20 protein-coding genes are annotated in these 24,788 nt (G+C 52.2%); 6 read left to right on the top strand and 14 right to left on the bottom strand.

The features are described 5' to 3' along the window. The first annotated feature begins 21 nt into the window (after positions 1–21). Positions 22–1,182, top strand: a complete 1,161-nt coding sequence (locus ACSPJT_RS14265; RefSeq protein ID WP_435893236.1) for a substrate-binding domain-containing protein — start codon at positions 22–24, stop codon at positions 1,180–1,182. A gap of 2 nt (positions 1,183–1,184) precedes the next feature. Here ACSPJT_RS14265 and ACSPJT_RS14260 read toward each other — a convergent pair whose 3' ends face one another. The 8 genes from ACSPJT_RS14260 to ACSPJT_RS14225 all read right to left on the bottom strand — a co-directional run bounded on the left by ACSPJT_RS14260 (position 1,185) and on the right by ACSPJT_RS14225 (position 11,128). Next, the gene (locus tag ACSPJT_RS14260) at positions 1,185–2,447 is read right to left on the bottom strand and encodes an NAD(P)/FAD-dependent oxidoreductase (RefSeq protein WP_435893235.1); all 1,263 of its coding nucleotides are present in this window, start codon (positions 2,445–2,447) and stop codon (positions 1,185–1,187) included. A 107-nt stretch (positions 2,448–2,554) separates the two neighbouring features. Continuing rightward, complete coding sequence (locus tag ACSPJT_RS14255; RefSeq protein WP_435893234.1) at positions 2,555–3,241, bottom strand: PEP-CTERM sorting domain-containing protein; 687 nt, start codon at positions 3,239–3,241, stop codon at positions 2,555–2,557. 169 nt (positions 3,242–3,410) lie between these two features. Beyond that, positions 3,411–5,240: a translational GTPase TypA gene (gene typA / locus ACSPJT_RS14250; protein WP_435893233.1), complete on the bottom strand. Its 1,830-nt coding sequence runs from the start codon at positions 5,238–5,240 to the stop codon at positions 3,411–3,413. 239 nt (positions 5,241–5,479) lie between these two features. Further along, complete coding sequence (locus tag ACSPJT_RS14245; RefSeq protein ID WP_435893232.1) at positions 5,480–5,914, bottom strand: hypothetical protein; 435 nt, start codon at positions 5,912–5,914, stop codon at positions 5,480–5,482. A 14-nt stretch (positions 5,915–5,928) separates the two neighbouring features. Then, positions 5,929–6,273 (bottom strand): hypothetical protein, encoded by a 345-nt coding sequence (locus ACSPJT_RS14240; protein WP_435893231.1) that lies wholly within the window; start codon positions 6,271–6,273, stop codon positions 5,929–5,931. 12 nt (positions 6,274–6,285) lie between these two features. Next, positions 6,286–7,065 carry a metallophosphoesterase family protein gene (locus tag ACSPJT_RS14235; RefSeq protein ID WP_435893230.1) on the bottom strand — a complete coding sequence of 260 codons (780 nt, stop codon included), beginning with the start codon at positions 7,063–7,065 and terminating at the stop codon, positions 6,286–6,288. 146 nt (positions 7,066–7,211) lie between these two features. Further along, entirely contained in the window at positions 7,212–10,247 is a 3,036-nt protein-coding gene (locus tag ACSPJT_RS14230; protein ID WP_435893229.1) for a sulfatase-like hydrolase/transferase, read from the bottom strand. A gap of 140 nt (positions 10,248–10,387) precedes the next feature. Beyond that, positions 10,388–11,128: a PEP-CTERM sorting domain-containing protein gene (locus ACSPJT_RS14225; protein ID WP_435893228.1), complete on the bottom strand. Its 741-nt coding sequence runs from the start codon at positions 11,126–11,128 to the stop codon at positions 10,388–10,390. Positions 11,129–11,220: 92 nt separating this feature from the next. Here ACSPJT_RS14225 and ACSPJT_RS14220 point away from each other — a divergent pair, with 92 nt between their 5' ends. Further along, positions 11,221–12,351, top strand: coding sequence for an AraC family transcriptional regulator (locus ACSPJT_RS14220; RefSeq protein ID WP_435893227.1), 1,131 nt, complete (start codon positions 11,221–11,223; stop codon positions 12,349–12,351). Positions 12,352–12,359: 8 nt separating this feature from the next. Here the strand turns inward: ACSPJT_RS14220 and ACSPJT_RS14215 are convergent, their stop codons facing one another. The 3 genes from ACSPJT_RS14215 to ACSPJT_RS14205 all read right to left on the bottom strand — a co-directional run bounded on the left by ACSPJT_RS14215 (position 12,360) and on the right by ACSPJT_RS14205 (position 17,853). Continuing rightward, on the bottom strand, positions 12,360–13,733 hold the full coding sequence (locus ACSPJT_RS14215) for a DUF1501 domain-containing protein (protein WP_435893226.1): 1,374 nt from the start codon (positions 13,731–13,733) through the stop codon (positions 12,360–12,362). Positions 13,734–13,745: 12 nt separating this feature from the next. Continuing rightward, a complete protein-coding gene (locus ACSPJT_RS14210) occupies positions 13,746–16,823 on the bottom strand; it encodes a PSD1 and planctomycete cytochrome C domain-containing protein (protein WP_435893225.1) in 3,078 nt (1,025 codons plus the stop codon). Between the two features lie 115 nt (positions 16,824–16,938). Then, on the bottom strand, positions 16,939–17,853 hold the full coding sequence (locus ACSPJT_RS14205) for a DUF6268 family outer membrane beta-barrel protein (RefSeq protein WP_435893224.1): 915 nt from the start codon (positions 17,851–17,853) through the stop codon (positions 16,939–16,941). A 183-nt stretch (positions 17,854–18,036) separates the two neighbouring features. Here ACSPJT_RS14205 and ACSPJT_RS14200 point away from each other — a divergent pair, with 183 nt between their 5' ends. Beyond that, on the top strand, positions 18,037–19,113 hold the full coding sequence (locus ACSPJT_RS14200) for a 6-phosphofructokinase (protein WP_435893223.1): 1,077 nt from the start codon (positions 18,037–18,039) through the stop codon (positions 19,111–19,113). A gap of 200 nt (positions 19,114–19,313) precedes the next feature. Here the strand turns inward: ACSPJT_RS14200 and msrA are convergent, their stop codons facing one another. Both msrA and msrB read right to left on the bottom strand, forming a co-directional pair. Next, positions 19,314–19,880, bottom strand: coding sequence for a peptide-methionine (S)-S-oxide reductase MsrA (gene msrA / locus ACSPJT_RS14195; protein ID WP_435893222.1), 567 nt, complete (start codon positions 19,878–19,880; stop codon positions 19,314–19,316). Beyond that, positions 19,877–20,404, bottom strand: a complete 528-nt coding sequence (gene msrB / locus ACSPJT_RS14190) for a peptide-methionine (R)-S-oxide reductase MsrB (protein ID WP_435893221.1) — start codon at positions 20,402–20,404, stop codon at positions 19,877–19,879. Before msrB ends, msrA begins: the two co-directional genes overlap by 4 nt. A 106-nt stretch (positions 20,405–20,510) precedes the next feature. On the opposite strand from msrB, the gene ACSPJT_RS14185 reads away from it, so the two are divergent. Both ACSPJT_RS14185 and ACSPJT_RS14180 read left to right on the top strand, forming a co-directional pair. Further along, entirely contained in the window at positions 20,511–22,721 is a 2,211-nt protein-coding gene (locus tag ACSPJT_RS14185) for a hypothetical protein (protein WP_435893220.1), read from the top strand. A gap of 11 nt (positions 22,722–22,732) precedes the next feature. Next, positions 22,733–23,023, top strand: coding sequence for a SelT/SelW/SelH family protein (locus ACSPJT_RS14180; RefSeq protein WP_435893219.1), 291 nt, complete (start codon positions 22,733–22,735; stop codon positions 23,021–23,023). Positions 23,024–23,025: 2 nt separating this feature from the next. Here the strand turns inward: ACSPJT_RS14180 and ACSPJT_RS14175 are convergent, their stop codons facing one another. Beyond that, on the bottom strand, positions 23,026–23,880 hold the full coding sequence (locus tag ACSPJT_RS14175) for an alpha/beta hydrolase fold domain-containing protein (protein WP_435893218.1): 855 nt from the start codon (positions 23,878–23,880) through the stop codon (positions 23,026–23,028). 150 nt (positions 23,881–24,030) lie between these two features. On the opposite strand from ACSPJT_RS14175, the gene ACSPJT_RS14170 reads away from it, so the two are divergent. Continuing rightward, positions 24,031–24,765, top strand: coding sequence for a hypothetical protein (locus tag ACSPJT_RS14170; RefSeq protein WP_435893217.1), 735 nt, complete (start codon positions 24,031–24,033; stop codon positions 24,763–24,765). Positions 24,766–24,788 lie beyond the last annotated feature (23 nt).

Below are 24,788 nucleotides of genomic sequence, written 5' to 3'. Positions count from 1 at the left end.
AAGAATGACTCCCCTTAAACCATGAAATCCGAAAAACGTTATGATATTGCCGTCATTTTTCCAGATTGGTATTCCTTCCTGCATTCGGTGATGTATGGGATTCTTGAAATCCGAGGGATTCGCCACCATTGCAACTTCCGGAATTTCATCCATAAGGATTTTAGCACAGCGGTGGAATTCCCCCATAATTACCAACCCGATGGAGTGCTGGCCTCGTTTGATAACGAGGCATATCCGGCCCTCTGGCTGAAAGGTCTGAAACTACCTGTGGTTAATGTCTTTTCCACCGAGAATACGGATTTCCCTGCGATCGGACTCTGTAACGATTCATTGGCCACACTCGTGGTGGACCATTTCTTGGCTCTGGGATTCCAAGAAATCGGGTACTTAGAGACGGAATCCCTTCATCCCGGCAAAGAGGTTCATCAATTATTAGAAAAAAAGTGCGCTGAGAGAAACATTCCATACTGGTCGCTAACGGTGAAAGATGGAATTCAGGCCGGTTCTTGGTCACAGCTGGAAGAAAGCGCACCTGACCTGAGGGAACGGCTACTCCGCAAAAAACGCAGGATTGGTATCTATACCACACATGATATGCGCGGCCGCCTACTCGCTGACTACTGCACCGAACTCGGCCTCCAGGTGCCCGAGGAAGTGGGCATCCTTGGCCGTTTTGATTCCATTAACTCGCGTCTCTGTACTCCAGAGCTGTCCAGTATCGTCATGCCTGGAAGAGAAATCGGCGAGCTTGCTATCCAGACACTGGTCAACCTGATCGAAGGAAAACCTATCACTCACCATCAGCTAGTCAAAGCGAGTGAGATCCGTGTCCGTGAGTCAACCGTTGGCCGCAGCAACCCGGATATGATCGTGCTCCAAGCACGCGCCATGATCCGCGAAAAGGCATGCAGAGGTCTTACCGTGGATGAACTGACACAGTCGCTGCCCTTGGCCCGAAGCACCTTTGAAAAACGATACCGTGCACTGACCGGATCAACTCCCGCGCAAGACATACGTCAGTTCCGCCTGCAAGCTGCGCGCAAATTACTACTGACCACGCACAAGACGATCGATGAAGTCGCCAGTGCCATTGGCTTCACAGACCCACGTCCATTTGTTGTCTTCTTCAAACGCGAAGTAGGCGTCACCCCCGGCGAATTCCGTAAGGAGCACGAGGCGTGAGACTATGAAGGCTTCGAGCTGAAGACCCGGGCACCTGGTTTATCCTTCACGTAGGCCCAGGCCCATTGGAGAAGAACGGATAGTTTGTTCCGGAAACCAATCAGGAAAAGAAGGTGAATGAACAGCCATGCTATCCAGGCAAGGTAGCCACGCAGCTTCATGCTACCCAACTTTACGATCGCAGTGTTTTTTCCGATGATGGCCATGATTCCCTTGTCCTTGTAGATGAAGGGAACCCCCGGATGCTCGCCCGGTGCGCTGACCAGGGTGACGATGCGCTCGCCAATGTATTTCCCCATCTGGCTGGCGGCAGGAGCCAAACCGGGCACTTGCTGACCTTTGACATCGATGTGGGCTGTCACATCTCCTGCAAGGAAAATGTCCGAGTGGCCAGGTATGGTCAGATCCTGATTCGTGACAACACGACCGCCTCGATCAGTTTCCACGCCTAACATTTTAGTCAGAGGACTAGCCCCCACCCCCGCCGCCCAGATTAGAGTCTCGGCATGAATGGCAGGTGCATCATCAAAGGTGAGAGTGTGCTTTTCCACACCAGTGACACGGTGGCCAAGGATGATTTCAACGCCGACCTTTTCTAACTGCTCTTTGGTGTATTCCGATTGATCAGGATCGAAGGGTTTGAGAATGCGGTCGCCACTTTGGATTAACAGAACACGGAGTTTGTTGATATCGAGTCGGCGATAATTGGTTTTCAGAGCGCGTCGTGCGAGGTCTGAGTAGGCACCGGCGAGCTCCACACCGGTCGGTCCACCGCCCACGATGGCGATAGTCATCAATCGCTCTCGCTCCTTCGGATCTTCACTGAGCTCGGCCCGTTCGAGTGCTTCTAACACACTGCGACGCACGGCAAAGGCATCATCCAAGGACTTCAGCCCGAGGGTGTGTTCGGCCCACTCGTCTTTACCGAAATAGGATGTCTGCGCACCGGTGGCGAGCACGAGATAATTATAATCATAGACGCGGAGTTCAGAGCTGGCTTGGCGTTTTTCAACGTCGATACCTGTGATGGTATCCATGAGCACCGTGACGTTAGCGGCATTGCTCATCAACTGGCGCAGCGAGCGTGCAATGTCCGTAGCAGCCAGTGCAGCTGTGGCAACTTGATAGAGTAGCGGTTGGAAAAGGTGGTGGTTTTCCTTGTCGACCAAGGTCACCCGGATACCGGACTTGTTAGCTAACTTTTTGGCACAGGCGAGACCGGCAAAACCGCCACCGATGATAAGCACATGTTTGTTTTCCTCCACGCGGAGAGAATGGACACAGACATCCTTACGTCAAGCCGTAGAGGGCTGAACACAAGAAACGGTAGAACCGAAGTCCTCCCGTTTAGCAAACACACTAGAAAAAAATGTTATTTCCTGCGGCGCAGGATTAGAGTCAGGCTACCGAGACCGAATAGAACTACTGAGGACGGCTCGGGGACGGCTGTCACTTCGAAGCTAAGGGTGTCGATACGAAAATAATGTGGTGCGTTAGCTGGATTGTTTGTCATTGTCAGAGTCATTGATTTACCATCGAAGTCAGAGAATGTTCGTGTGACCTCACCACCACTGGCAAGCGCCTGTGCCGTGTTTGTCTGCGATACGCCATTGGTAAGAATGATGGTAGCTGCATCAGGAATAGCTGCGGCGTTCGTAGTTTGCATGGTAGCCAGATCCACGTAATAAGATGATGTAACATCTGCATTCCCGTTGTCCCGATCCAAAATAGTCACTGTCCAATAAGCTATTTCACCATTCGTCCAGCGATAATCTTGTACCCCTGTCCCTCCTCCGTTAGGCTGCCAGCCACGTGCTCCGCCGCTGCCATCATTGCGAAGGCCGGTCGAACTGCCGCCGGCAGTGAAATCCATTCTCAGGCTCAAGTTTTCGCCCAAGTCACCGGCAAAAAATTTCTGGATGCTTGGAGCTGTACCATCGCTCCAGTCAACGTCTGTGTCCGATGGAGCAGCTGGGCTAAAACTGACCACCGCTGCATTGGCAGAAAGGGTGAACAAACAAGAAGTGGCAGAGATCGCTAAGATTGTAATGAATTTCATGGCAAAATTTCTGTGCAAAGATTGTAGTCAAAATAAGTGCTAGCACACTCCATGCCGTAAACGAAAATATGTGCGCTATCAGCGCTCTTCCTCACGATTTCGGAAAGGTCACACCACAAAAAACGGGAGGACCGAAGTCCTCCCGTTGGTAAAATATGTGCCTAGCTTTTTACAGACCGGCTTCTGCCTTGCGGGCTTTCTCGGCGCGTTTGCGTTCGTTGGGATCGAGGATGCGTTTGCGCAGGCGGAGGTGGCTTGGGGTTGCTTCCAGAAGCTCGTCGGCCTCGATGTATTCGATAGCGCGCTCGAGGGACATCTTGATCGGAGGCGCGAGGCCTACGGTAATGCCCTTGGTGGCGGAGCGGTGGTTGGTCAGGGACTTGGCCTTGACCGGGTTCACTGGCAAGTCATCGCGGCGTGGGTTTTCTCCGATGATTTGGCCCTCGTAAACTTCATCACCTGGGGCGACGAAGAGTTTGCCACGTGCCTCGATCGGCAACAGTGAGTAGGCCATCGCGGTGCCGGTGTTCATGCTGACCAAGGTGCCTGTGGTGCGGGTGGTGATTTCGCCACAGTGCGGTGCGTATTCCTTGAACAGGTGAGACATGACGCCGTGACCGCTGGTGATGTTCAGCAGCTCGAATTCGAAACCGATCAGTCCGCGGGTGGAAATGGTGGCCTCGATAGTGGAGCCGTGAGCATTGGTGCCCATGTCTTCCACACGTGCGCGGCGGTTGGCCAGGGCTTTCATCACGCCACCGGTGTATTCCTCAGGAACTTCCACGAAGACAGACTCAAACGGCTCTTCGAGTTCGCCGTTTTCGTTTCTCTTGGTGATGACCATGGGGCGGGAAACAAGAACCTCGTATCCTTCGCGGCGCATGGTTTCCACGAGGACTGAAATCTGCATGGCTCCACGGGCGGCGACTTCGAAGACACCGGCTTTATCAGTATCGTTGACTTCGATGGAAACGTTGGTCTGCAATTCGCGGTCGAGACGATCTCTGATGGCGCGTGAGGTGACGTGTTTGCCCTCGCGACCACCGTAAGGGCCGTCGTTGATGGAGAACTGCATCTTCACGGTCGGAGGATCGATCGCTACGAATGGCAGCGCCTCGGCATCGCCATCGGCTGAGAGAGTTTCTCCAATGTCGATGTCTTCAAAACCGGCAACACCCACGATATTTCCTGCCACACCTTCAGCGGATTCCTGATTGGAAAGTGAGCTGTATTCAAAGACTTTGGTCACCTTGCCACGCTGGCTGGTGCCGTCCTTGCGGATGCGGAAAATGCTGTCGCCTTTCTTCACCGAACCGGACTGCACCTTACCCATGGCAACACGACCTACGTAGTCGTCCCATGAGATGTTAGAAGCGAGCATCTTGAACGGAGCGTCAGGATCTGAGTCCGGAGCCTTGACGTGCTCGATGATGGTTTCGAAAAGTGGGATGACGTCCTTCTGGTCATCATCGAGGGATTTCACAAAGAAGCCGTTTTTCGCGGAACCGTAAACAAAGGGAGCTTCAAACTGCTCTTCGCTGGCGTCGAGCTCGAGGAATAGCTCAAGGACGCGGTCGTGCACGCCTTCTGGATCTGAGTGATCGCGGTCGATTTTGTTGACCACGACGATTGGTGTCAGCCCCTGCTGGAGAGCCTTGCGCAGCACGAAGCGTGTCTGTGCCTGTGGGCCATCGTGGGCATCGACAAGCAGCAGCACACCATCGACCATTTTCATCACGCGCTCCACCTCGCCACCGAAGTCGGCGTGGCCTGGGGTATCGACGATGTTGATGGTGTAGTCCTGCCATTTGACCGAAGTGTTCTTGGCCTTAATGGTGATGCCTTTCTCACGCTCAAGGTCCATGGAGTCCATGGCGCGTTCGCCAGCCTGCTGGTGTTCGCCATAGGCGCCGCCGGCTTTCAGCAGTTCGTCAACGAGGGTGGTCTTACCATGGTCAACGTGAGCGATGATGGCGATGTTACGGATGTTCTTGGTCATGAGTATCTTGGTGAGCTGTGTGCGCTATTGCACTTCTGGGATGCAAAGCGGGCGGAGACTCCTCGATTTTTCACAAATTGCAATCACGAAATCTTTCTAGAACACCGAAGTTCTATATTCGCAGGCACTGAGGCTTAACGATTCACCATCAGCCCGTTATCCCATTTCATAAAGCTGAAACGAGTCGAGAGCCCCAGAACAAGGCGGCTTACGGGGAATCTGGCCGCTGGCAAAAGCAGCTATTCAGCCAGAGCCGCGATGAGAGTAGAGGCTTGGTCCAGCTGACAATCGCTGGAGAGAACAAATAGTCCTTCACCCGCTTTCACACCGTGATAGACCAAGATGATGTCATCCATTTCCACGCTCATCCTGTGCACAGCTCTTCCTGATTCGGCCAGTTGGGCTCCGCTCTCACGGAAGGCGGTGATGGCTTTCTGCAGTCCCTCATGGCTTAGAAAAGTATCGTTTTGGAAAATTTCCCCATCCCCATCGCAGATGGCAAAGCCGAGCAATTCGCCACTTTTATAAAGAGGCTGGAGGTGTTCACGGATGTCATCGATCGTGTTGTCTTCCTCTTCCACTTTGATAGGTTCCTCGGTCATCGACATGCTGATGCTACGAGGAGGTTTGATTTCTCTCGGTGGCGCCGGGGTGGATGGTGGTGTGTCGCTCATGGTGCTCATTTCGATCATGACAGTTCCTCCAGTTCATTGAGTGCGTCAAAACAATCGCGCAGACTTTCTTGATTCGCTTCAAGAATTGCACAATCGACATCCATCACGCCTTCTTCATGGTCGGATGCACCATCGGCCTTACGCACGGAGACGACCACCGTGTAGTCGGCCTCGTCGCTAACAATTTTCATGGGACCCTCATTGCAGAAGACCTCATTGAGAGAGGCAAATGCCTGGGCGAAATAGGCGGCGTTCTCACCGACGAATCCGGAGTAAATCCCATCGGGAGCCTCCTGCTCGCCACTGAGTTCCACAAGAGCCGAGGTCTCTGGCGGGGCGATAGTTTGTTCTGAAATCATAGTATTCGGGGATCAGCTAGCGAGTTCACATTCAGCGGAAATCTGCTCCTGCATAGCTTTGTGGATTTCTTCATCCGGCTTTTGCAAGCGTAGGGCATTGTGTTCAGGGAGTCCGGCCTCACGAATTTTCCGGCAGGCTTCATCGATATCGTATTCCACTTTCCGAGCCTCGATGCTTTGCTCCGCGGTATCGTAGATTACATACTCAGCCCGTTTGTCATCGCTGCGTGGCTGGCCTACTGAACCGACGTTGACGAAAAACTGATGATCTCCGTGGAGGAGGATTTTATCAAAGTCTCTATTCGTCCTCCGTTCTTCGGTGGAAAAAAAGATCTGCTGGTGAATGTGGCCGAAGAAACAGATTTTTGTTTTTTGAAAATGAAAATGGAGAATCGCCTCGATACCATTGACTACGTAGTGCCAGTTCTCCGGCTCATACATGCTGGCGTGGACAATTTCCATGGCTCCCACACGACGCTGCATTGGCAAATTTTTCAACCACTCCTGCTGGGCTGGCCTAAGATGCTCGCGGGTCCATTCCAGTGATGCTCTGGCTCTGCCGTTCACGCCCTCGGGAATCTCGTCACCGGATGCGTAGGCATCGTGATTTCCTTTGACTACGGCACAGTTCAAGCCGCGGATGATATCCACGCATGCTGCCGGATTTGCGTTGTATCCAACGATATCGCCGAGACAAATGAATCGTTTCACGCCACTAGCACGCGCATCTTCCAGAACGCTGGTCAGCGCTTCCAAATTCGCGTGGATGTCCGAGATCACTCCGTATTTCATAGTAAGGGAATCCACCGTTCCGGGCAATGTGTGTCCACCCGATTCTCAATGGGAAGATGAGCGTATACAAAAATTACGGATCTGTAAACCATTCAGGTTAAACAACGTTTAAATTATTAACCTCCTCTACGACTCGTATCTGCTCACTAAGGTTTGAGCACAACGCGATAGAATCGCCGGTCTTCCCCTGCATCAGGATCGGGTGCCGAGTGTGTGGTGCTATTGCCAGTGGCTTCGATCACCGAGCCCAAATCACCCCATGACCCGTTTGTTAGATTTGACGACCCCTGAATCTGATAGCGAAATCCAGGTTCGGATGAAAAGGTCAGAGTGATTCCAGTGCCTTGATTGACGGCACTGGAGGTGACTCTAAATGATTGATCCAATGGGGTGTCGATATCGACCACTGACGCTGGTGCTGGCCCGGTAGGTTCGCCGATGAGTTCCGCTGCAATGCCCGGGAAATTGGATTTATACGTGGAGTAAATCGGATTCCAAGTGCTGTCACCGGATGGGCCTTGCAGCCACTGATTCAGGTCCGCCGCCATCTCGTTGGCGATGTCTTTGTAGAGAATGTAATCCCAGTATTCACGGCTGGACGACGGGTCGTTCGGGTCTGAGGAATTTTCCACATCGATGTAATCCATCAGGTTAACCGTTTCACCGATATCGTCCGTTAGATTGTAGAGCTGATATTGATCGAACCCCTTCGTGGCATTGTTCGTGGTGCCATCGTTACCCGGGTCATAATAAGGGTCATAGGCGTAGATGTATTTAAATCGTTTCTGACCGATGTCCTTGATCACAGCAGAGCATGCATAGGTCCGGCTGTCCATGTAACCTGGGAAGTGGTAAAAAATGGGAGCTCGATCACGGGCCACATTATCGGGGTCGAGCACATGCGCATGAAGCGACTCCCCGTCCACAGGATGGGTGCTGGCATCTGGAAAGACGCCCGAGGCAAAGTCCAGCATGGTCGGGTAATAATCGACACTATGCACCATACTCTCAGACACCTTGCCAGCTGGAATGGTCCCGGGCATACGCATTACCAACGGCACACGGATGCCGCCTTCATAGTGCATGCCCTTGCGACCGCGCAGTGGTAAATTGGTGGTCGGTCCCATGTGGCCGCCATTATCAGATGTGAAAATAATCAGGGTGTTGTCGGCGATGGAGTCTGCGGTGTTGTCATCGTTGTTAGGATCATCCAGATAGTCGAGGATACGACCGATGCTATGGTCCATGTTTTCTAACAAAGCCGCATACGTAGCATTATCATGGCGAGTTCCCGCCGGCAGACCATTGTATTTGGTCACCAGATCTTGTCGTCCCTGTATAGGTGTGTGCACGGCATAAAAGTGCACTTGGGCATAGAAGGGATACGCCGCCATCGACCCAGTGCGATGCTGATCCATGAACGAAAGAACGGCGTCACCGATGGCATCGGTAAGGAATTTTCTCGTTCCGTTTAATGAGCTTGGGTTGTTGCCATTATTGTAAGGAACCAAATTGTCATTGATATAAGCAGTGGTGTAGTCAGCGGCGAAGGGATCGAGTTCCGGCCCCACATTGTTGTGAAATTTTCCAGCCGTGGCGAAGTAGTCGCCTGGGTTGCCCGGATTTCCGCCGCCATAGTTATAGTCGAAGCCCTGGTTAAGCGGATGGGTGCTATTATTAGCATTCGATGAGCCGACGTGGTATTTCCCAAAGTGAGCGGTCACATAACCGGAATTATAAAATGCCTCAGCAATGGTGACCGTTTCCTCATCGCCACCAATGTGTTCATCCCCCTGATTGGCTGGTGTGGTGTAGGTGGTTCTACCACCGCCACGATTCAGTGACGACACGTTGTAAACTCCGTTACCGCTGCGGCATGAATACTGACCTGTCATCAAGGCTGCCCGAGTAGGCGCACAGTTCGGCTGGGCATAGGCAGAGGTGAATGACACCCCCTCGTTGGCCAAACGAGTTAGACTCGGTGTCTGATAGAAATCCGACTGATTACCTCCGTTCATCGCTGCAATGTTGTTATCGGTCCAGCCGAGATCATCCGCGAGAATGAAAATAATGTTCGGCCCGGTGGATGCCATTGGCAGTGTGGGAGGGGCATCGATCGATCCCAGCAGCCCAAATACAAAGTCCGACGTAGCAACCGCACCGTTAGCCCAAACTCCACTGCTATCAGCATTTTTCCGGATCACTCGGCCGCTGGTGTAACCGTCACCACCATTTAAGCGGATGCTCAAATCAGAGTTCACGGTGCTGAAAACGATGGCATAGTCCCCTGCCGTAAGATTCACAGCTTCGGGAAAATCAATCTGTACGTAGTCGCCGGCATCAAGCCCAGCCGGTAAGGTGCCGCTGCGCGTGAATAGTGCGTCGCCGTCTGGGAGGCCACCGGAAGTCTGATAAATTTCCAATGTCAGATCATCAGCTACGGTCAGTTGATCGATCTGGATCACCATGCCTGTCAGCTCGGCAGCACCGCCAAAGGTAAATGTCTGCCCCTTGGCATTTCCGGAATCGATAAGAGTGCTCGAAGATGATCCTCCGGTGTTGGCCAAAGCTGTCGGCGAGGGGAAGCTCGACACCTCGTTAATCGTGAGAGGAGACGGCGGATCAATCGATCCTAACAGCGCGAACACCAAATCGCTGTTAGCATTACCTCCTGGAGCCCATTCCTCCTCCGTGCTGTCATTATTTCTAACCAACTGGCCTTCTTGGTATCCATTGGAATTGTTCAGCCTCAACGAAAGATCGGAGTTCGTTGTCTCCAGAACGATGACGTAATCGCCAGCAGCCAGATTCACTTGTGCTTGGAAATCCATCTGCACGTAGTCGCCACCGGTCAAGGTTCCCGGTAATGTGCCGCTATCAGAAAATACCGCTGCACCATCCGGCAGGCCACCCACCGAGGGATAGATCGCGAGGGTGATGTCACTCGCCGCTGTCAGATTATTCACCTGGAATACAGCACCAGTAAGATGCGCCGTGCCGGACAAACTCACTGTCTGCCCCTTCGAATTACCTGCTTGCACTGCGGTATTCCCAGAAGCACCACCCGAATTCCCCAACGCTGGCGCAGCAGGGAACGATGCCACTTCAGTGACATTCAGAGCCGCATGCATCGATGAAACAGATGCGAGCATGCAAGAGCAACAGAACAGAAAGTTTTTCATAAGGCATCAAAGCTGAACTATCAAATAAGCCATATCAGGCCCCAGTCAACGGGTTAGTCGTCACAAAGCGTTGAGTTCTATTTAAGCAAAAAAAAGCCCGCACGAGTGCGGACTCTTGGAAAATGTGTCTATCTCAACAGTTATTTGCGGCGGCGTAACATCAACGCGAGCCCTCCAAAACCGAGAAGTGCTATGGACGATGGCTCTGGCACCACTTCAACATCGATGGAAATATTATCGATCCCGTTGGTAGTCGTCAGCCGATGGTAGCCATCTGCATTCAAGCCATCAAAAGTAAACTGGCTGCCTGCAATCGTACCATTCAACGTTTCAACCCCGTCGGAGATAGAGACAAATGTATCTGTCCCATCAGAAGTAAAAATAGCAGTGAGCGAAGCAGATCCAGAGCCACTGAGCACGACATGATCAAGCCCGCCTGCGGCGATACTCGAATGCACCCCATTGGCCGACCCTCCTTCGTTGATTTGCTTGCCGATGAAAACCTCGCTACCAGCTCCACTATCGGTCAAACTGATACCAACACCGCGCCCCAGTTGTGTCTCGTTGACTATGATGTCAAAGGTCAATGTTAAGGTGGTGTTTACGTCGATGGTATATGAGTCGGTAAACGCTCGGCTCTGGGTCACTATTTCCTGCGTCGGACCTTGATAGCCGGTGTAGATTGCTTCACCGCTTACGATGTTGAACTGGCTCACAGGATCTGTCGTAGAGTCAGTCGCTCCCCATGCACCAGACCAGCCACTTCCACCATTGAAACCTGCAAGTGAGCCATCAGCATAGTTGAAGTTTTCTGTGACCACAGTAACGGCAAGGGCTGAAGACGCTGCTAACAGTGATAAAATAGGTATATGGAATTTCATAATCATTCTTTGAGTCGATTCTGATGTTACATAAAGACGCATTTTTGTCGTTGTGATCTTGCGTATAGTTTTTAAGATATTGCGCTAACAGCATGACCCACCATGACCATCAATCCGCCTGCACAATCGGTCTGGTGACGGACTTCTTTAACTCGCGTGTCCTCGATGGAGCCTACGCTTACACACAAGAAAACGATCTCTCTTTAGACGCCCGATGGTCGGTCCGTGGTGACTGGACTCCCAAGGACCCAAACTGGCAAGGCCTGATCTACAGTGTTGTGGACATGCCTCCACTCCTCAGGCGGATGCATTCATGGAAACTACCCAAAGTCAGTCTCATCCATGGTAAGTCCGACCCGATAAGTATCTCACCGGATTATCATTCATGTGGCAAGCTGGCGGCCAACGCACTGATCGAATCAGGTGCCAGCCTATTGATCAACGCACAGGGTGGCTCACGCGGGGTGGACACAAAATTTGCGGAGGGTGTTCATCTGGCAGCCAAACAAGCAGCGGTTCGATGCAAAAAAATAGTTCTCGAGGATATTGGTCAGTTCGATGAAATGATTAAACTGATCACCGAGAACAAGAAAGCGGGACTGACCTCCGGCCTTTGTATACCCCATGCTGGCTCAGCATACGGAATTCAACAGCATCTCATCGAACATGGTTTATGCATCCCTGAAGACTCAACCATGTGCGTGCTGGAGGTTGGTGCCCAGCGAACTCCAAGTCTTGCCCCTGTGCCGCTGACGTCGATCCAACTCAACGACTGGCACCGCGGTTTTGTCGCGGCGGAAATGGTACACCGACAGATTCTCGGACTTCCGTTGACTGAACAGCATCCGGTCATTCCACCACGTGGAGTGATCCGTAGAGCCAGCACTGGCCATCCGGAACGATTTGATCGAGTAGTCGCCAAGTCTCTCAGTTTCATTCGGAAAAATTTCCTGCAGCCGATCAACGTAACCGACGTTGTGCAGGCCACCGGAGTCTCCCGCCGTATCGTAGAAACCCGCTTCAGACAGACGCTCAATCGAGGAATACACGAGGAACTCAATCGGCTACGCATCGATGAGGCGAAGCGTCAGCTCGCAGCAAAAGCGAACAGCATCACCATCGTGTCAGAAATGTGCGGTTTCTCTTCGGTGCATTATTTCTCCGCCGCCTTCAAAAAAGAAACCGGCCTCTCTCCCAGGGCTTTTCAGAAATCACTCGAATGACAGATCGCTTAAGCAAGAATACCTTTGATCACTTTGCAGGGCTCCACGCCTGTTAGTTTGAAATCCAGACCCTGCGCTTTGAAGGTGAGCGCTTCGTGTTGGAGGCCTAAGAGGTGCAGCATAGTGGCGTGGAGATCGTGCACGGAGACGGGATTTTCCACCACTCCGTAGCCGAGGTCATCAGTCTTCCCGTAAACGGTGCCGCCCTTGATACCACCGCCGGCCAGGAAGACGGAGAAGGCCTTGATGTGATGGTCGCGGCCACTGCCTTGCGCCATGGGGGTGCGACCAAACTCGCCACCCCAGATGACGAGAGTTTCATCGAGCATGCCGCGTTGTTTCAAATCGGTCAGTAGGGCTGAAGTGCCTTGGTCGACGTGTTTTGCTGTGGCTTTGGTGCCACTTTTGACCTGTCCGTGATGATCCCAGCCGCGGTGATAGAGCTGGATGAAGCGGGTGCCGCGCTCGGCGAGGCGGCGGGCTAGCAGGCAATTCGAGGCGAAGCTACCGTCACCGGGTTTGCATCCGTAAAGATCGAGCGTTTGTTGTGATTCACCTTTGGTGTCCATCAACTCTGGAACAGCCGATTGCATCCGGAAGGCGAGTTCATACTGCTCGATGCGAGTGGCTATGTCGTGGTGTTCCGCGCGCGTGGATTGAATGCCGTTGAGGCGATTGATCGCGTTGATGACATCTTTTTGCGAAGCTTTCGTGATCCCTTTCGGGTTCTTAACGTAGTGCACAGGATCTCCGGCGGATTGAAATTCCACACCTTGGAGATGCCCAGGAAGCAACCCACTACTCCACTGCCGCGAGGAAATGGGCTGGCCTTGGCCGCCCCCGGCACTGGTGAGGACGACGTATCCGGGCAGGTTCTGGCTTTCACTTCCCAATCCATACAACACCCAGGACCCCATCGAAGGGCGCCCCGGAATGATCGAACCGGTGTTCATGAAAGTGTGCGCAGGATCGTGGTTGATCTGCTCGGTGTGCATGGAGCGAATGACAGCGATGTCATCGGCGTGTTTGGCGATGTGGGGGAAAATTTCCGATATTTCCATCTGGCTCTGGCCGTGCTTGGAAAACTTCCACTGGGGGCCCATGCATCTGAGTGCTTTTCCTTGAAGCTGGGCAAGCTGCTGCCCTTTGGTGAAGGATTCAGGCATGGCTTTGCCGTCCAGCTTGGCTAGCTCAGGCTTGTAGTCGAAACTTTCCAGATGCGATGGCCCACCTGCCATGCAGAGGTGGATGACCCGTTTGATCTTGGGCCGATAGTGGGGAATGGCAAGCGGGCTGTCACCAGCGCAGAGACGCGAGAAGGCTAGCGATCCTATACCTGCCAAGCCGTGGCTTAGAAATGTGCGTCGATTAATAGAGTTCATAGTACAATTATATTAGTAGCGAGTAATCGTCTCGTGAAGGTTCAGGATAGTGCGGGTGAGCGAAGTGGCTGCTGCCAGCTCTGCAGCGGGGATATCCTTGGCTACAGGCGATTTTCCGATGGAGATGAAATCTGCCGCTGCCTTCGGGTCAGCTTGAAAGCGCTTCAGTTCTGTGTGATAAAGCTCACTGAGAATCTTGAATTCCGCCTCGGTGGCCTTTCTGCTGAGACTGTGCATCATCGCACGCTGCACGAGGTCTTCCTTGCTTTGCAGCAGAAGTTTTGTGGCTAGTGCGCGAGCCGCCTCTGTGAATGTCGGGTCATTCAGAAGCGTCAGCGCCTGCAAGGGGGTGTTTGCCTCAGATCTGCCAGTGGTGCATTCTTCGCGGCTTGGGGCATCAAAGTTCTTCATCATCGGATGCAAAAAGCTGCGCTGCCAATGGGTGTAGATGCCGCGGCGGTAGAGGTCTTTCCCATAGCTGGTGGGGTATTGCCGCTTGGGGAAGTTCAGGTGCTGGTAGTAACCAGCTGGCTGGTATGGGTAGACGCTGGCACCACCAATTTCGGGATTAAGTAAACCAGATACGGCAAGTGCGTTATCCCTAACAAGCTCGGCAGGAAGACGGAGCTGGGTCTGTCTGGCGAGTAGGCGATTCTTTGGATCGCGCTTGATGAATTCTCCACCCGGTGTGCTGCTCTGCTGATAAGTCTTCGATCTTACAATTGTCCTAACGAGTTCTTTGACGCTCCAATCGTTGCTGATGAACTCGGCGGCGAGCCAGTCTAACAACTCAGGATTACTAGGATACTCACCCTGCAAGCCGAAGTCACCATCGCTCTTGGAGAGTCCGGTGCCAAAAAACTGGCTCCACACCCGATTGACAAACACCCGCGCGGTGAGCGGATTGTCCGGGGATGCGATCCAGCGAGCGAGATCGAGACGAGAGGTGCCAATTTTTTTCCCATTGGTTAGGAACTCAGGCGGGGCAGGCTGGACGATGGGGCCAGACTTATCTGTCCAGTTTCCACGAGGCAGCAATCTAACAACTCGACGTTTGGCGGAAATGGTAGCTGGAACCTGGCGGAATTTGGCAGTGGTCTGAGAAGTCTTTGCGTGTAGTGCTTGTATCTCTTTTTGTTGCTGAGTTTTCGCAGGTGTGGAGATGAGGAAATATTGATAGAGATCGGCTTTCCCTCTAAGCGTATTTCCGCTTTTCGGGTCATTGATGAGCTTACGGATATCGGCAGGCATGTTAGCTAGGATCCTTGCCTGATCGGAAACTTTTTTCCCGGCACTGCCCCAGTAGACGGTGCCTTTGTCTTGGGTGTAGGCTAATTGAGTGACACGAGTGCCAGGCTGAAGGCCCAAGTCTTTGGGCGAAACCTCAAGCCTTACCCAGTTCCCAAGTTGAGGCAATGATCCGGCCTTGTGATAAGCCGCTCCGCCATCGAATTTTCCGTATGGGATGGTATTCTCGCCCCAGTAGGCACGGTGGTCCCACCCCTCATTTTCCTTGTAGAACTGCAGCATGACACTGCCAGGGGGAGATTTTGGATCGAGATAAACCCAAGCGTAAAGCATTTCTCCAGCCTTGATCTGGATCGGCTCTGCGGGTGTGAAAATATGCTGGGTCAAACTTCCTTTGGAGGCCTGCTTTCGCGAGTGGCTACCGGATCGGACCGGCCCCTGATCGGCGGTTGTGTAGGAAAAAGTAGCGTTGGATTTTCTGGCTTTGACCTGAGATTTGCTGGCGAGGGTGCTGGTGATGAATGGGACGTCGACTGCGTTTGCCTTCTCAGGTTTTTGACGAAGGCCCGTCAGCCATGCTTGAAACGCATTTTCTGAGTTTGGATATGCCTTCAAATGGGTATTGCTGAGATCGGCTAGACGCTTTTCGATCTGAGCATATGACTCCCCAGATGCCTGATCCGGGACCTTGAGATAAGGACCGTAATTACTGAAGAGAACACCTTCTTTTTTGTATTTCTTGATGTCTTCCTGATAGCTCCCGTTATTGTTCCATGCTCCTTTTTCAAGGATATCGGAGAAATACGCGGCGAAAGAATAGAAATCCTTCGCGGTAAACGGATCAAATTTATGATCGTGGCACTCGGCACAGGCGAGGGTGGAACCAAGGAATGCAGCGGAAGTGGTCCGGACGCGCTCGGCCTGATATTTTGCGATGTATTCTTCATCTTGAATACCTCCTTCTTCGGATATTTGGTTGATGCGATTGTAGGCAGCCGCCACTTGCTGAGTCAGCGTGGCATCGGGCAGCAAGTCTCCTGCTATTTGCTCAATAATGAACTGATCATACGGCAAATCTTTATTGAAAGAGTTAATGACGTAGTCACGGAATGGGGAAGCATCTCGTGATTGGTCGCCATGATAACCCACGGTATCCGCGTAACGCACAGCGTCTAACCACTTCACCGCCATTCTCTCGCCAAAGTGAGGAGAGGCTAACAGCTTTTCAGCGGTATCCTTGACTGCTTGTTGCGGATCTTTTTTGTGTGCCTCGGTAAATGCGACAACTTCCGCAGGTGTCGGGGGAAGACCAGTGAGATCAAAGTGAAGTCGGCGTAGCAAGGTGGCGGCGGGAGCGGGCTCAGAGAAGGACATCCCCTTTTTCTTGAGCCGGTTTTCTACTAGGGAGTCGATGCTCTCTTTATCGTCGCTCTTATGCATTTCGAGCGGCTGATATGCCCAATGAGGTTCATATTCTGCACCGGCCTTAATCCAATCACTGAGTAACTTCTTCTCCCTTTCGCTGAGCTTCTTATGGCTCTTCGGAGGAGGCATGATCTTTTCCTCGTCCGTGGTATTGATGAGCTTAATCAGTGCGCTTTTTTCAGGATGACCTGGGACGAAGGCTTTGCCCTTGAGTGCCTCCTCACGTATATCCAGACGCAGCCCCTCTTCGCGGGTTTCAGGGTCCGGACCATGGCAGAAAAAACATTTATCAGAAAGAATGGGACGGATGTCTCGACCATAGCTCACCTCTGATTCATTAGCCAAGACGGCTGGGGTGAAACTGCTGATGATACCCAGGGGGGCTATGATTTTCAGGATTCGAGGGCGGGAAATCATGTTGATTAGAACGATAACGTTGCAGACAATTTATCAGCCAACATACACCATCGTTCAAATTATTTTCTATAGTCAATTTTACTTTTACGCGATCAGCATCAACGAGTCGCCTTAGTTAAAACTTAGCATTCCAGCTCAGGCCAACAAACGGAGCCGCATCGTGATCGCTTTTGTAAACGGAATCTCCGGTGGAGTTATCCACCTCCAGTGATGCGGCGAATTTCACACCTGTGTAGAATGAGAGCTCCGAGTCTTTGCTAATCTGATAGCTGACACCGAGGTAAACAGGCAGCCCTTTTTCCTCCCCCACTCCATCAGGATTGGCACCGTCGTCATCGAGACGAAAACGAAGTCTTTCATAGCGAGCACCCAGACTGAATTTCCACTTCTCTGCAGCTTGCCAAGTGAGTGCTAGACCTGGCCCCTGGCTTGCACCTTGGCTACCAGAGGTCTGGAGCACGAGGTCATCTGATATCTTCCATCGGATCAACAGAATTGGGAAAACGTTAAAGGTGTCTTCGAGTTCGGAACTCATACCTATCCCTGGCCCGATGCTGAGTCGGTCGCTAAATTTATACGTCGCACCCGCTAGCATTCCGCCAGTCACACTGTCAGAAATATCTGCGCCGTTTTCAAAGTTGGCTCGCGCAGAAGGCAGAGCAAAGAGACTCCAGCGATCATCCAGCTCCCACCTAACAGGGAATGCCAGAGACAACGAATGCACTTCATTCCACGGATTGACTGCCATATTTTCAAAGTGATAGTCGTGGTAACCGTAACCGATCGAGACACCCGCCATTTTCCCCGGTCCGTAAACCCGAGTCATGCCAAAATCAAAATTCGCACGATCGACAGAAAATGAGCCGCCGCTATCCACATCCGCATCCAACTGGTGCAGGTATCCCATTCCAAGCGATGGCACCCACTGCGGTGACACCGGATAGGAAGCCGGCACAGACGCCTCGCCTGCTGTTAGAATGAGACTGGAAGTGGCAAAAGCGAACGGGCTGAGCAGTTTGATCACATGCATAATAAGAAGGCTATTATCTCGCAGATTTCCCCACGTGCAAATCCAACACACTGAGAGTTGTCTATTTCTTCACTATAATCGACCTAGCGTCATTGATTCCCCTATTGCAAGTTCGTGAAAGTTCTCTACTTTGCGGCCATGTGCTCCATAAGAGCAGTGAAAGGATCAAATCAATTTAGAAAGATGAAAATAGGCGTATTGAATAGTGGAGGCGATTGCCCAGGGCTGAACTCAGTAATTAGCGGTGTAGTGGGAGCTGCCGACAAGCTGGGCTGGGAAGTGTATGGATTCATTGACGGCTTTGAGGGCTTACTACCCGAAGGCGGCGACTATATCAAGCTGACGCCAGACGACACCATAGGCATCGGTAAGCTCGGCGGCACCATTCTCGGAACCACGAATAAAGGTAATTTTGCAGCCAAAGTCGGCGTCGGCGACGTCGCCAAGATCCCTGAGGAAATCATGTCTGCTGCGCGTGATAATCTAAAACATCTCGGCGTCGAAGCCCTGATCGTGATTGGTGGCGATGGTTCGCTGACCACGGCTCTGCAGATGAACGAGGAAGGCTTCAACGTAGTGGGCGTACCCAAGACTATCGATAATGACCTCCAAGCCACAGCCATGACCTTTGGTTTCGATAGCGCCGTCACCACCGTTGTGGACGCTTTAGACCGGCTTCAAACCACTGGTCAAAGTCACAAGCGCGTGATGGTGCTCGAGGTCATGGGCCGACACGCTGGCTGGATTGCACTCTGGGGAGGCATCGGAGGTGGCGCTCAGGTGATTCTGCTTCCTGAAATTGAATTCGATCTAAATAAAGTCGCCGATTTTATCAATCAGCGGGAGAAAGAAGGTAAACGAAGCACCTTGATCGTAGTGGCTGAGGGAGCCAGTCTCAAAGGTGGAAAACTAGTCACCACTGGAGACACCACTGCCAGCGAAATAGCACTCGGTGGTGTAGGCAAAATCGTGGCCGACCAGATTGAACCCCTCACCGGCAAAGACACACGCTGCTGCGTGCTGGGTCACCTTCAACGTGGTGGCTCACCTACTTCGATCGACCGTATTCTCGGTGCTCGTTTTGGAGTCAAAGCTGTCAAAATGATCAAAGCCGGTGAATACGGCCGCATGGTCAGCTACCAAGCCTACCATGTTGGCTCGGTGCCAATAGCCGACGCCGTGCACCAACTACGAAAGGTAGACCCTAGCGGTGAGATGGTAGACACAGCCCGTGCACTCGGTATCTGTCTTGGAAACTAAATCGATGCCCCTAGAAACTCTATAGTGAACATCATCCGGGAACCATTGCATTCTAATCTCTAGATTCGCCGATGGCAGAAGTAATCTAGAGGGCAGAGTTTAGTTTCCGGCAAGATACCGCTTCACCCCAACCGCTACGGCGGAGATGGCGGCCACTAGCGCTATGACCAACCAGATTTTTTGATCCGACCAGCCTGCTCCTACTTTCCCAGCGCCTTATTGGCACGCGGCACGGAAACATTCCGAATGTAGGGATCGTTTGGATTTTTCTTTGCGTAGTCCTGATGGTATTCCTCTGCCTTCCAGAACTTCTTCAGCGGCACGATCTGTGTAGCCACTTTTTTACCGAGTTCTTTGGCGTGGGCGATTTTTGATTGCTCCATGGTCCACTGATCCGCGGCATTGGCATAGTATAGCTCTGACCGATAATGCCGTCCGAAGTCGGGAGCTACGCCGCGGGCGTTAGTGGCATCGTGGCTGTCCCAGAAGTACTTCAGCAAAGTCTTCAAATCGATCTTCTCATCATCATAGGTGATCTCGACCGCTTCTGCGTGACCTGTCTGCCCTGCACTCACTTGTTCATAAGTCGGGTTCTTTTCGTCACCGCCTGTGTAGCCGGAGACCACATTGCTCACGCCTGGCAGTTTTTCATAAATCTCCTCCATGCACCAGAAACATCCGGCAGCGAAGACCGCCTTCTTTTCCTTGGCATAAAGAGCACTCGGCAGCATCAGGGCTGCTAGTATTAAGGGTATGATTTTTTTCATGGTTCTTTGGTTTTAAAAGTTTGGGCCAACTCGCTGAAACCTTCTTTATCAAGATTCTCAGCCGGAATAAAGCGTAGAGCTGCCGAGTTCATGCAGTAACGTAACCCAGTAGGCTCCGGACCGTCATTGAAAACATGCCCCAGATGGGTGTCCGCCTTGACTGATCTGATTTCCGTTCTGAAGCCATCGCGCTTTTCTTTGATCGCGGACTTGGAAATAGGCTTGGTGAAACTTGGCCAACCGGTTCCGGAGACATACTTGTCCTTCGAGCTAAACAGGGGCTCGCCACTGACGATAGAAACGTAGATCCCCTCTCGTTTGTTATCCCAGTAGGCATTTTTGAAAGCTGGTTCGGTGGCGTCACGCTGAGTCACCCGATATTGCATGGGCGTCAGTTTTTCTCTTAACTCGGATTCGGAAATATTCACCTCCCCGCCATCGGAGACCCGGCCGCATGAAACGAAGAGCAAGGCCGCACCTGTCATCGCCGCCAGAGTGCCGATATTTTGATACGTTGCTTTCATATATAAGTAAGAGAGCCTCCCTCAGACTCTATTCCAAAATTCTGGAGTGCTTTAACGTCACAGATAACACTTGCGCCCGAGCGGTGATTTCCGAATGCTGTTTCATATGAGCGATACTTTATCCCCGAAGTTGATCAACCTGACATTACGTGACGGGCAGCAGTCGACCTTGGACGCTGCGGATTGGATTTTTGAACCTCGTGATTTTGCCAAAGTCATTGCCGCTTCTGCGAAAGCAGGATTCAAGGGGGCGGAAATTGCCGGTGGCCAGAGCTTCCAGATCGCCATCAGCCGAGGATACAACCCTTTTACCATCTTAGGAGCCGTCAGCCATGCCCTCACGGAATCATCTGGTCTGCAGAAGTTCGAATTGCAGATGCTTTTCCGCGGTGCGAACGCCCTAGGATTCCGTCACTACGATAAAGATCTTCTGGAAATCACCCTCAAGGAATTCATCAAAAACGGCATCACCAAGATTCGCTTTTTTGACGCACTGAATGACATCGATAACCTGAAACTACCGGACTCGATCAAAGCAGCCAACGGTGTCGTGTTAGAGGGAGCCTTCTGCTTCACGCACTACGCTGACTCCCCAGATCGCTACACCGACGAATATTTCTGCAACTACACCAAGGAACTCATCGCAGCTGGATATAATGCGATCGGCATCAAGGACATGTCAGGTCAACTCACTGCGGAACGGGTTTCGACGTTAGTTCCGGCTTTATTATCAATTCTCAAACCCGCCGGAATCCCACTCACTCTCCACTGCCACTCCACCAATACGGAAAACTCATCAGCTGCCATCGCGCGAGCCATTGAGCTCGGCGTCCAAACGATCGAGACTGTAGAGGGTGTTCTCTCCGGCGGATCGTCCCACCACACACTCGCCACCGTAGCGCCTCAGCTGATCAAGGACCAAGCCAGCTACGATCTCCTAACCAAGAAAACCAATCAGCTGTGGGGTGCACGCCCGGACAGGAAGGATGCGGAAATTCCTCAGGATCTGAAAGAGCAGCTTTGCGCCGCTGGTGTCCCCGGTGGAGCCATGCCCTTTGTCATCCGGGATTTACAACAGCAGGAAACTACCGTCCGTGCGAAATACCTCTCATCGAATAAATCACCCGACGGCAATATCGATCTCGATTCATTCTCATCGATTGTCGATCTCTTCATCGCCGAACTCAAACGAGTCTGCAAGGATGCCGCGTTGCCGCTTTTGGTCACCCCGACCGCGGACATCTGCTGCAAACAAGCCATCGCCAACCTTGCCATCGGAGCAAATCCTTACTCAGACTCGCTGGCCGACCGTTACCTCAATCGCGGAGGCCAACCGAACCCAGACCCGCGTTATGCCAAACTCATCCTAGGCTATTACGGTGAGCTCAAGTCATACGATGGTGAAGGAGGCGTGAACAGACCGTCTCCGGATGTGGTTCAATTTTTCGAGTCTAACAACACACTGCAACTCAAAGCCATCGATCACCATCCATCAGAAACTGCCGGTGGTGATGACCTGCGTGAAGCCCAGCAGTGTGCCTGGCAGTTGATCCAAAAACTCGGTGCCAAGGCTCTGTCCTACGCCAGTTTCGACCAACTCACCATCCTCTATGCGCTCAAGCCAGCGAGTGCCATTCAGTCTGACGACCCGATTGAAAAAGCCGTTCACAGCTACATCGAACGAGCCGACAACGCCAAGATCGATGGTCGGGGCCGCACATTCCCCGGTTATAAAACCCTGATGCAGCCGATCCTCACTCAGCTCAGTGCGATGTTTGCGCTACAGCCAAACTTATGTCCCAAGGACATCCCATCTTTCACTGTGGAGAAATTTGGGCGTAACTTCTGCAGCCAGCTGTTTGACATCTACATCGACCTCCCGATCTGGGGCAGTGTCAACTCACTGAACAACCATCTTTCCAAACTTCTCTCATCGTCACACATTTCCGCCAAACTGCTAGAAGCAGTGCGACATGTCAGCGAGAGCCTTGTATTGTTAGACGCTCGTCCATCACGACAGGAAAAAGTCATTCTCGCCCAGGCGCTTGATCGTTTCGGTAAAATCACCATCGGAGACCTCCTCAACAGCCTAGCTTTAATCAACGGATTCGTGAACGACGTCGCCAAATACGCCACCAATCCGAAAGCCTACGCCGGCAGAAGCATCAGCTTCAACGACCTCGCACAACTGACCAAACAATCAGGCTCCAACCATGCCCTCGATCCATGGGAAGCTGGCATCCGACAAAGTCTTACCGGCAAACACCTCCGCTTGGAAGCCGACTTCCAAAGACGCGCTGAGAACTGGAAAGGATAACGGATCAACGAATGAAACCTGCTGTTGAAATTGAATACTGCACCGGCTGCCGCTGGCTGTTACGCGCAGCATGGACCGCTCAGGAACTGCTAACTACCTTTGAAACGGAACTCGGCTCGGTGACATTAAAACCATCCGAGATCAGCGGTGGTTTTTTTGTTAGGTCAGACGGAGTAATGCTCTGGGATCGCAAACAAGAAGGCGGTTTCCCAGAAATGAAAGAGCTGAAACAGATCATCCGAGATCACATCGCACCGCAACGTAACTTGGGTCATAGCGATACTGACGAGAGGAAAGACTAGCTCTACTGCATCAACTCCTGATCGAGGAATCTGATTGCCTCGGTGACAGCATCGCCGGGGAATAGAAAAGTGGTGATGTGCCCACGTCCCTTGACCCAGTGGATTGTGTAGCGGACTTTATTTTTGTCCAATTCCGGAATGAGACGGTAGGTATGCTCCGGTGGCACCAGTTTATCTCTAGTTCCCTGATAGATAAAAAGCGGCGGACAGTCGGGCGTGACATTATTCAGCGGAGACGCTCTCCGATATAATTCTGAATCCTCCTTGAACGAGGTGCCGATAAAAACTGGAACCACGGGAAAATCGGGATCAAGTGTTAGATCTTGCGGCGTAGCACCGGCGACAATGCCCCGAATACCCACACCCTTCGGCGGAGCCTTAAACCCGACCATTTCTGCCAGATGCCCTCCCGCTGAGTAACCATAGAGAGCCATGCGGCTGGGATCGATATTCAGCTGCTTTGCATTGTCTCTCATCCAGCGCAGCGCTTGCCGTAGATCATCCACCGGAGCCGGATAGTTCCATTTTGGAGCCAGTCGATAAGTCGCATTCACCACCAGGTATCCACGTTTCGCCAGTTTCTTGGCAAGTCCTGTCATCTGGTAACGGTTATCGTTCTCGGCCCAGCTGCCACCATGAATCAGCAACACGGCTGGCGAGGGAGCGTTAACATCTGGCCGATAGACATCCGCCATCATCGCCTCAGGCCAGTCGACTGGCGTATAGACCACATCCTTTTCCACAGAATACTTCACCAGCGGTCTGCCATCGGATGAAGACGAACTACACGCCGCCATAAACACGGACGAAGTGAAAATCAAAACACGCGCCACCCCACGAGTCAAAAATCTCTCCATGGTAGTTAGCCGCATGTGCTTAGCTATACACTCGAATACGCTCGAGACAAGTGGACATGATTTTTGAGGGCGTCGTTGACCACACAGATTGATATTTTCTGCATATCGGCATCATATCAGCGTCAAAGGAGGGAATAATCCTCCACCGCTATGAAAATATCCCTACCCACATCACTTATCGTTCTCGCAGCAACCTCATTGTCACTTCAATGCGCATCAGCCATCACTGTCTCCGAACAACTGGAGGCATGGAAGAAAGAGATCGAGTTAGAAAAACTTCACATCGGAGAGCAGTACAGACTGAAACCCGCACGCATCAATCAGCAAAAAGCTTTTGAGAGTGGTGGTGTGGGCTGGGCCCAGCGCTATTCTGAAGCCTGGGGCGGCTGGATTTACATGGACTGGAGCACTGCCAGCAATCTGCATACTCGTCTCATCCATACGATACAGACTTCGCTCGTGGCCAATCGACCCAGCGCACCAATTTCTGAGGCCAGCATGAATCAGCACTCGAACAGCATGCGTGATTTCCGCTGGCGCAATGGGAAAATACGCCGCTTGCTCCAAGCCCGCATCCAACTGAATGTCCACCGCGGGCTGGAGTTAGATAAAGCCCATGATGCGCATCTAGCCTATCTTGCAGCAACCATCGTCAAGAACACCGTTATGGCCAATGCCATGAAACTCAAAGAGGAATACCACAAGAAACAAGCTGATGAATGGGCTCGGATCGGAGGTCGCACAAGCACTCTTATCAGACAACTCGGAGCAACAACACCAACAGATGCCGCTAAATTTGCAACATCCTATAACGAGCTCTTGGGCCTCGCTAAATCAGGAGAACTCCCTGACGTAAGTGTGGTGAACAGTGGCTCAGAGCGATAACTCCGCCACCCAACCGGGCAGAT

The sequence above is a fragment of the Oceaniferula spumae genome, assembly GCF_042849255.1.
GTDB classification, from domain to species: Bacteria; Verrucomicrobiota; Verrucomicrobiia; order Verrucomicrobiales; family Akkermansiaceae; genus Oceaniferula; species Oceaniferula spumae.
Note: the sequence above shows the minus strand (reverse complement) of the source record. Positions and strands in the feature narration are given on the sequence as shown.

Coding starts and splice junctions, on each gene's coding strand:
- ACSPJT_RS14215 (WP_435893226.1), bottom strand. CDS start 13,733: ATGAACTCTATTAATCGACGCACATTTCTAAGCCACGGCTTGGCAGGT.
- ACSPJT_RS14205 (WP_435893224.1), bottom strand. CDS start 17,853: ATGCATGTGATCAAACTGCTCAGCCCGTTCGCTTTTGCCACTTCCAGT.
- ACSPJT_RS14170 (WP_435893217.1), top strand. CDS start 24,031: ATGAAAATATCCCTACCCACATCACTTATCGTTCTCGCAGCAACCTCA.
- msrA (WP_435893222.1), bottom strand. CDS start 19,880: ATGAAAAAAATCATACCCTTAATACTAGCAGCCCTGATGCTGCCGAGT.
- typA (WP_435893233.1), bottom strand. CDS start 5,240: ATGACCAAGAACATCCGTAACATCGCCATCATCGCTCACGTTGACCAT.
- msrB (WP_435893221.1), bottom strand. CDS start 20,404: ATGAAAGCAACGTATCAAAATATCGGCACTCTGGCGGCGATGACAGGT.
- ACSPJT_RS14225 (WP_435893228.1), bottom strand. CDS start 11,128: ATGAAATTCCATATACCTATTTTATCACTGTTAGCAGCGTCTTCAGCC.
- ACSPJT_RS14180 (WP_435893219.1), top strand. CDS start 22,733: ATGAAACCTGCTGTTGAAATTGAATACTGCACCGGCTGCCGCTGGCTG.
- ACSPJT_RS14240 (WP_435893231.1), bottom strand. CDS start 6,273: ATGATTTCAGAACAAACTATCGCCCCGCCAGAGACCTCGGCTCTTGTG.
- ACSPJT_RS14220 (WP_435893227.1), top strand. CDS start 11,221: ATGACCCACCATGACCATCAATCCGCCTGCACAATCGGTCTGGTGACG.
- ACSPJT_RS14255 (WP_435893234.1), bottom strand. CDS start 3,241: ATGAAATTCATTACAATCTTAGCGATCTCTGCCACTTCTTGTTTGTTC.
- ACSPJT_RS14210 (WP_435893225.1), bottom strand. CDS start 16,823: ATGATTTCCCGCCCTCGAATCCTGAAAATCATAGCCCCCCTGGGTATC.
- ACSPJT_RS14175 (WP_435893218.1), bottom strand. CDS start 23,880: ATGGAGAGATTTTTGACTCGTGGGGTGGCGCGTGTTTTGATTTTCACT.
- ACSPJT_RS14185 (WP_435893220.1), top strand. CDS start 20,511: ATGAGCGATACTTTATCCCCGAAGTTGATCAACCTGACATTACGTGAC.
- ACSPJT_RS14265 (WP_435893236.1), top strand. CDS start 22: ATGAAATCCGAAAAACGTTATGATATTGCCGTCATTTTTCCAGATTGG.
- ACSPJT_RS14230 (WP_435893229.1), bottom strand. CDS start 10,247: ATGAAAAACTTTCTGTTCTGTTGCTCTTGCATGCTCGCATCTGTTTCA.
- ACSPJT_RS14245 (WP_435893232.1), bottom strand. CDS start 5,914: ATGAGCGACACACCACCATCCACCCCGGCGCCACCGAGAGAAATCAAA.
- ACSPJT_RS14200 (WP_435893223.1), top strand. CDS start 18,037: ATGAAAATAGGCGTATTGAATAGTGGAGGCGATTGCCCAGGGCTGAAC.
- ACSPJT_RS14235 (WP_435893230.1), bottom strand. CDS start 7,065: ATGAAATACGGAGTGATCTCGGACATCCACGCGAATTTGGAAGCGCTG.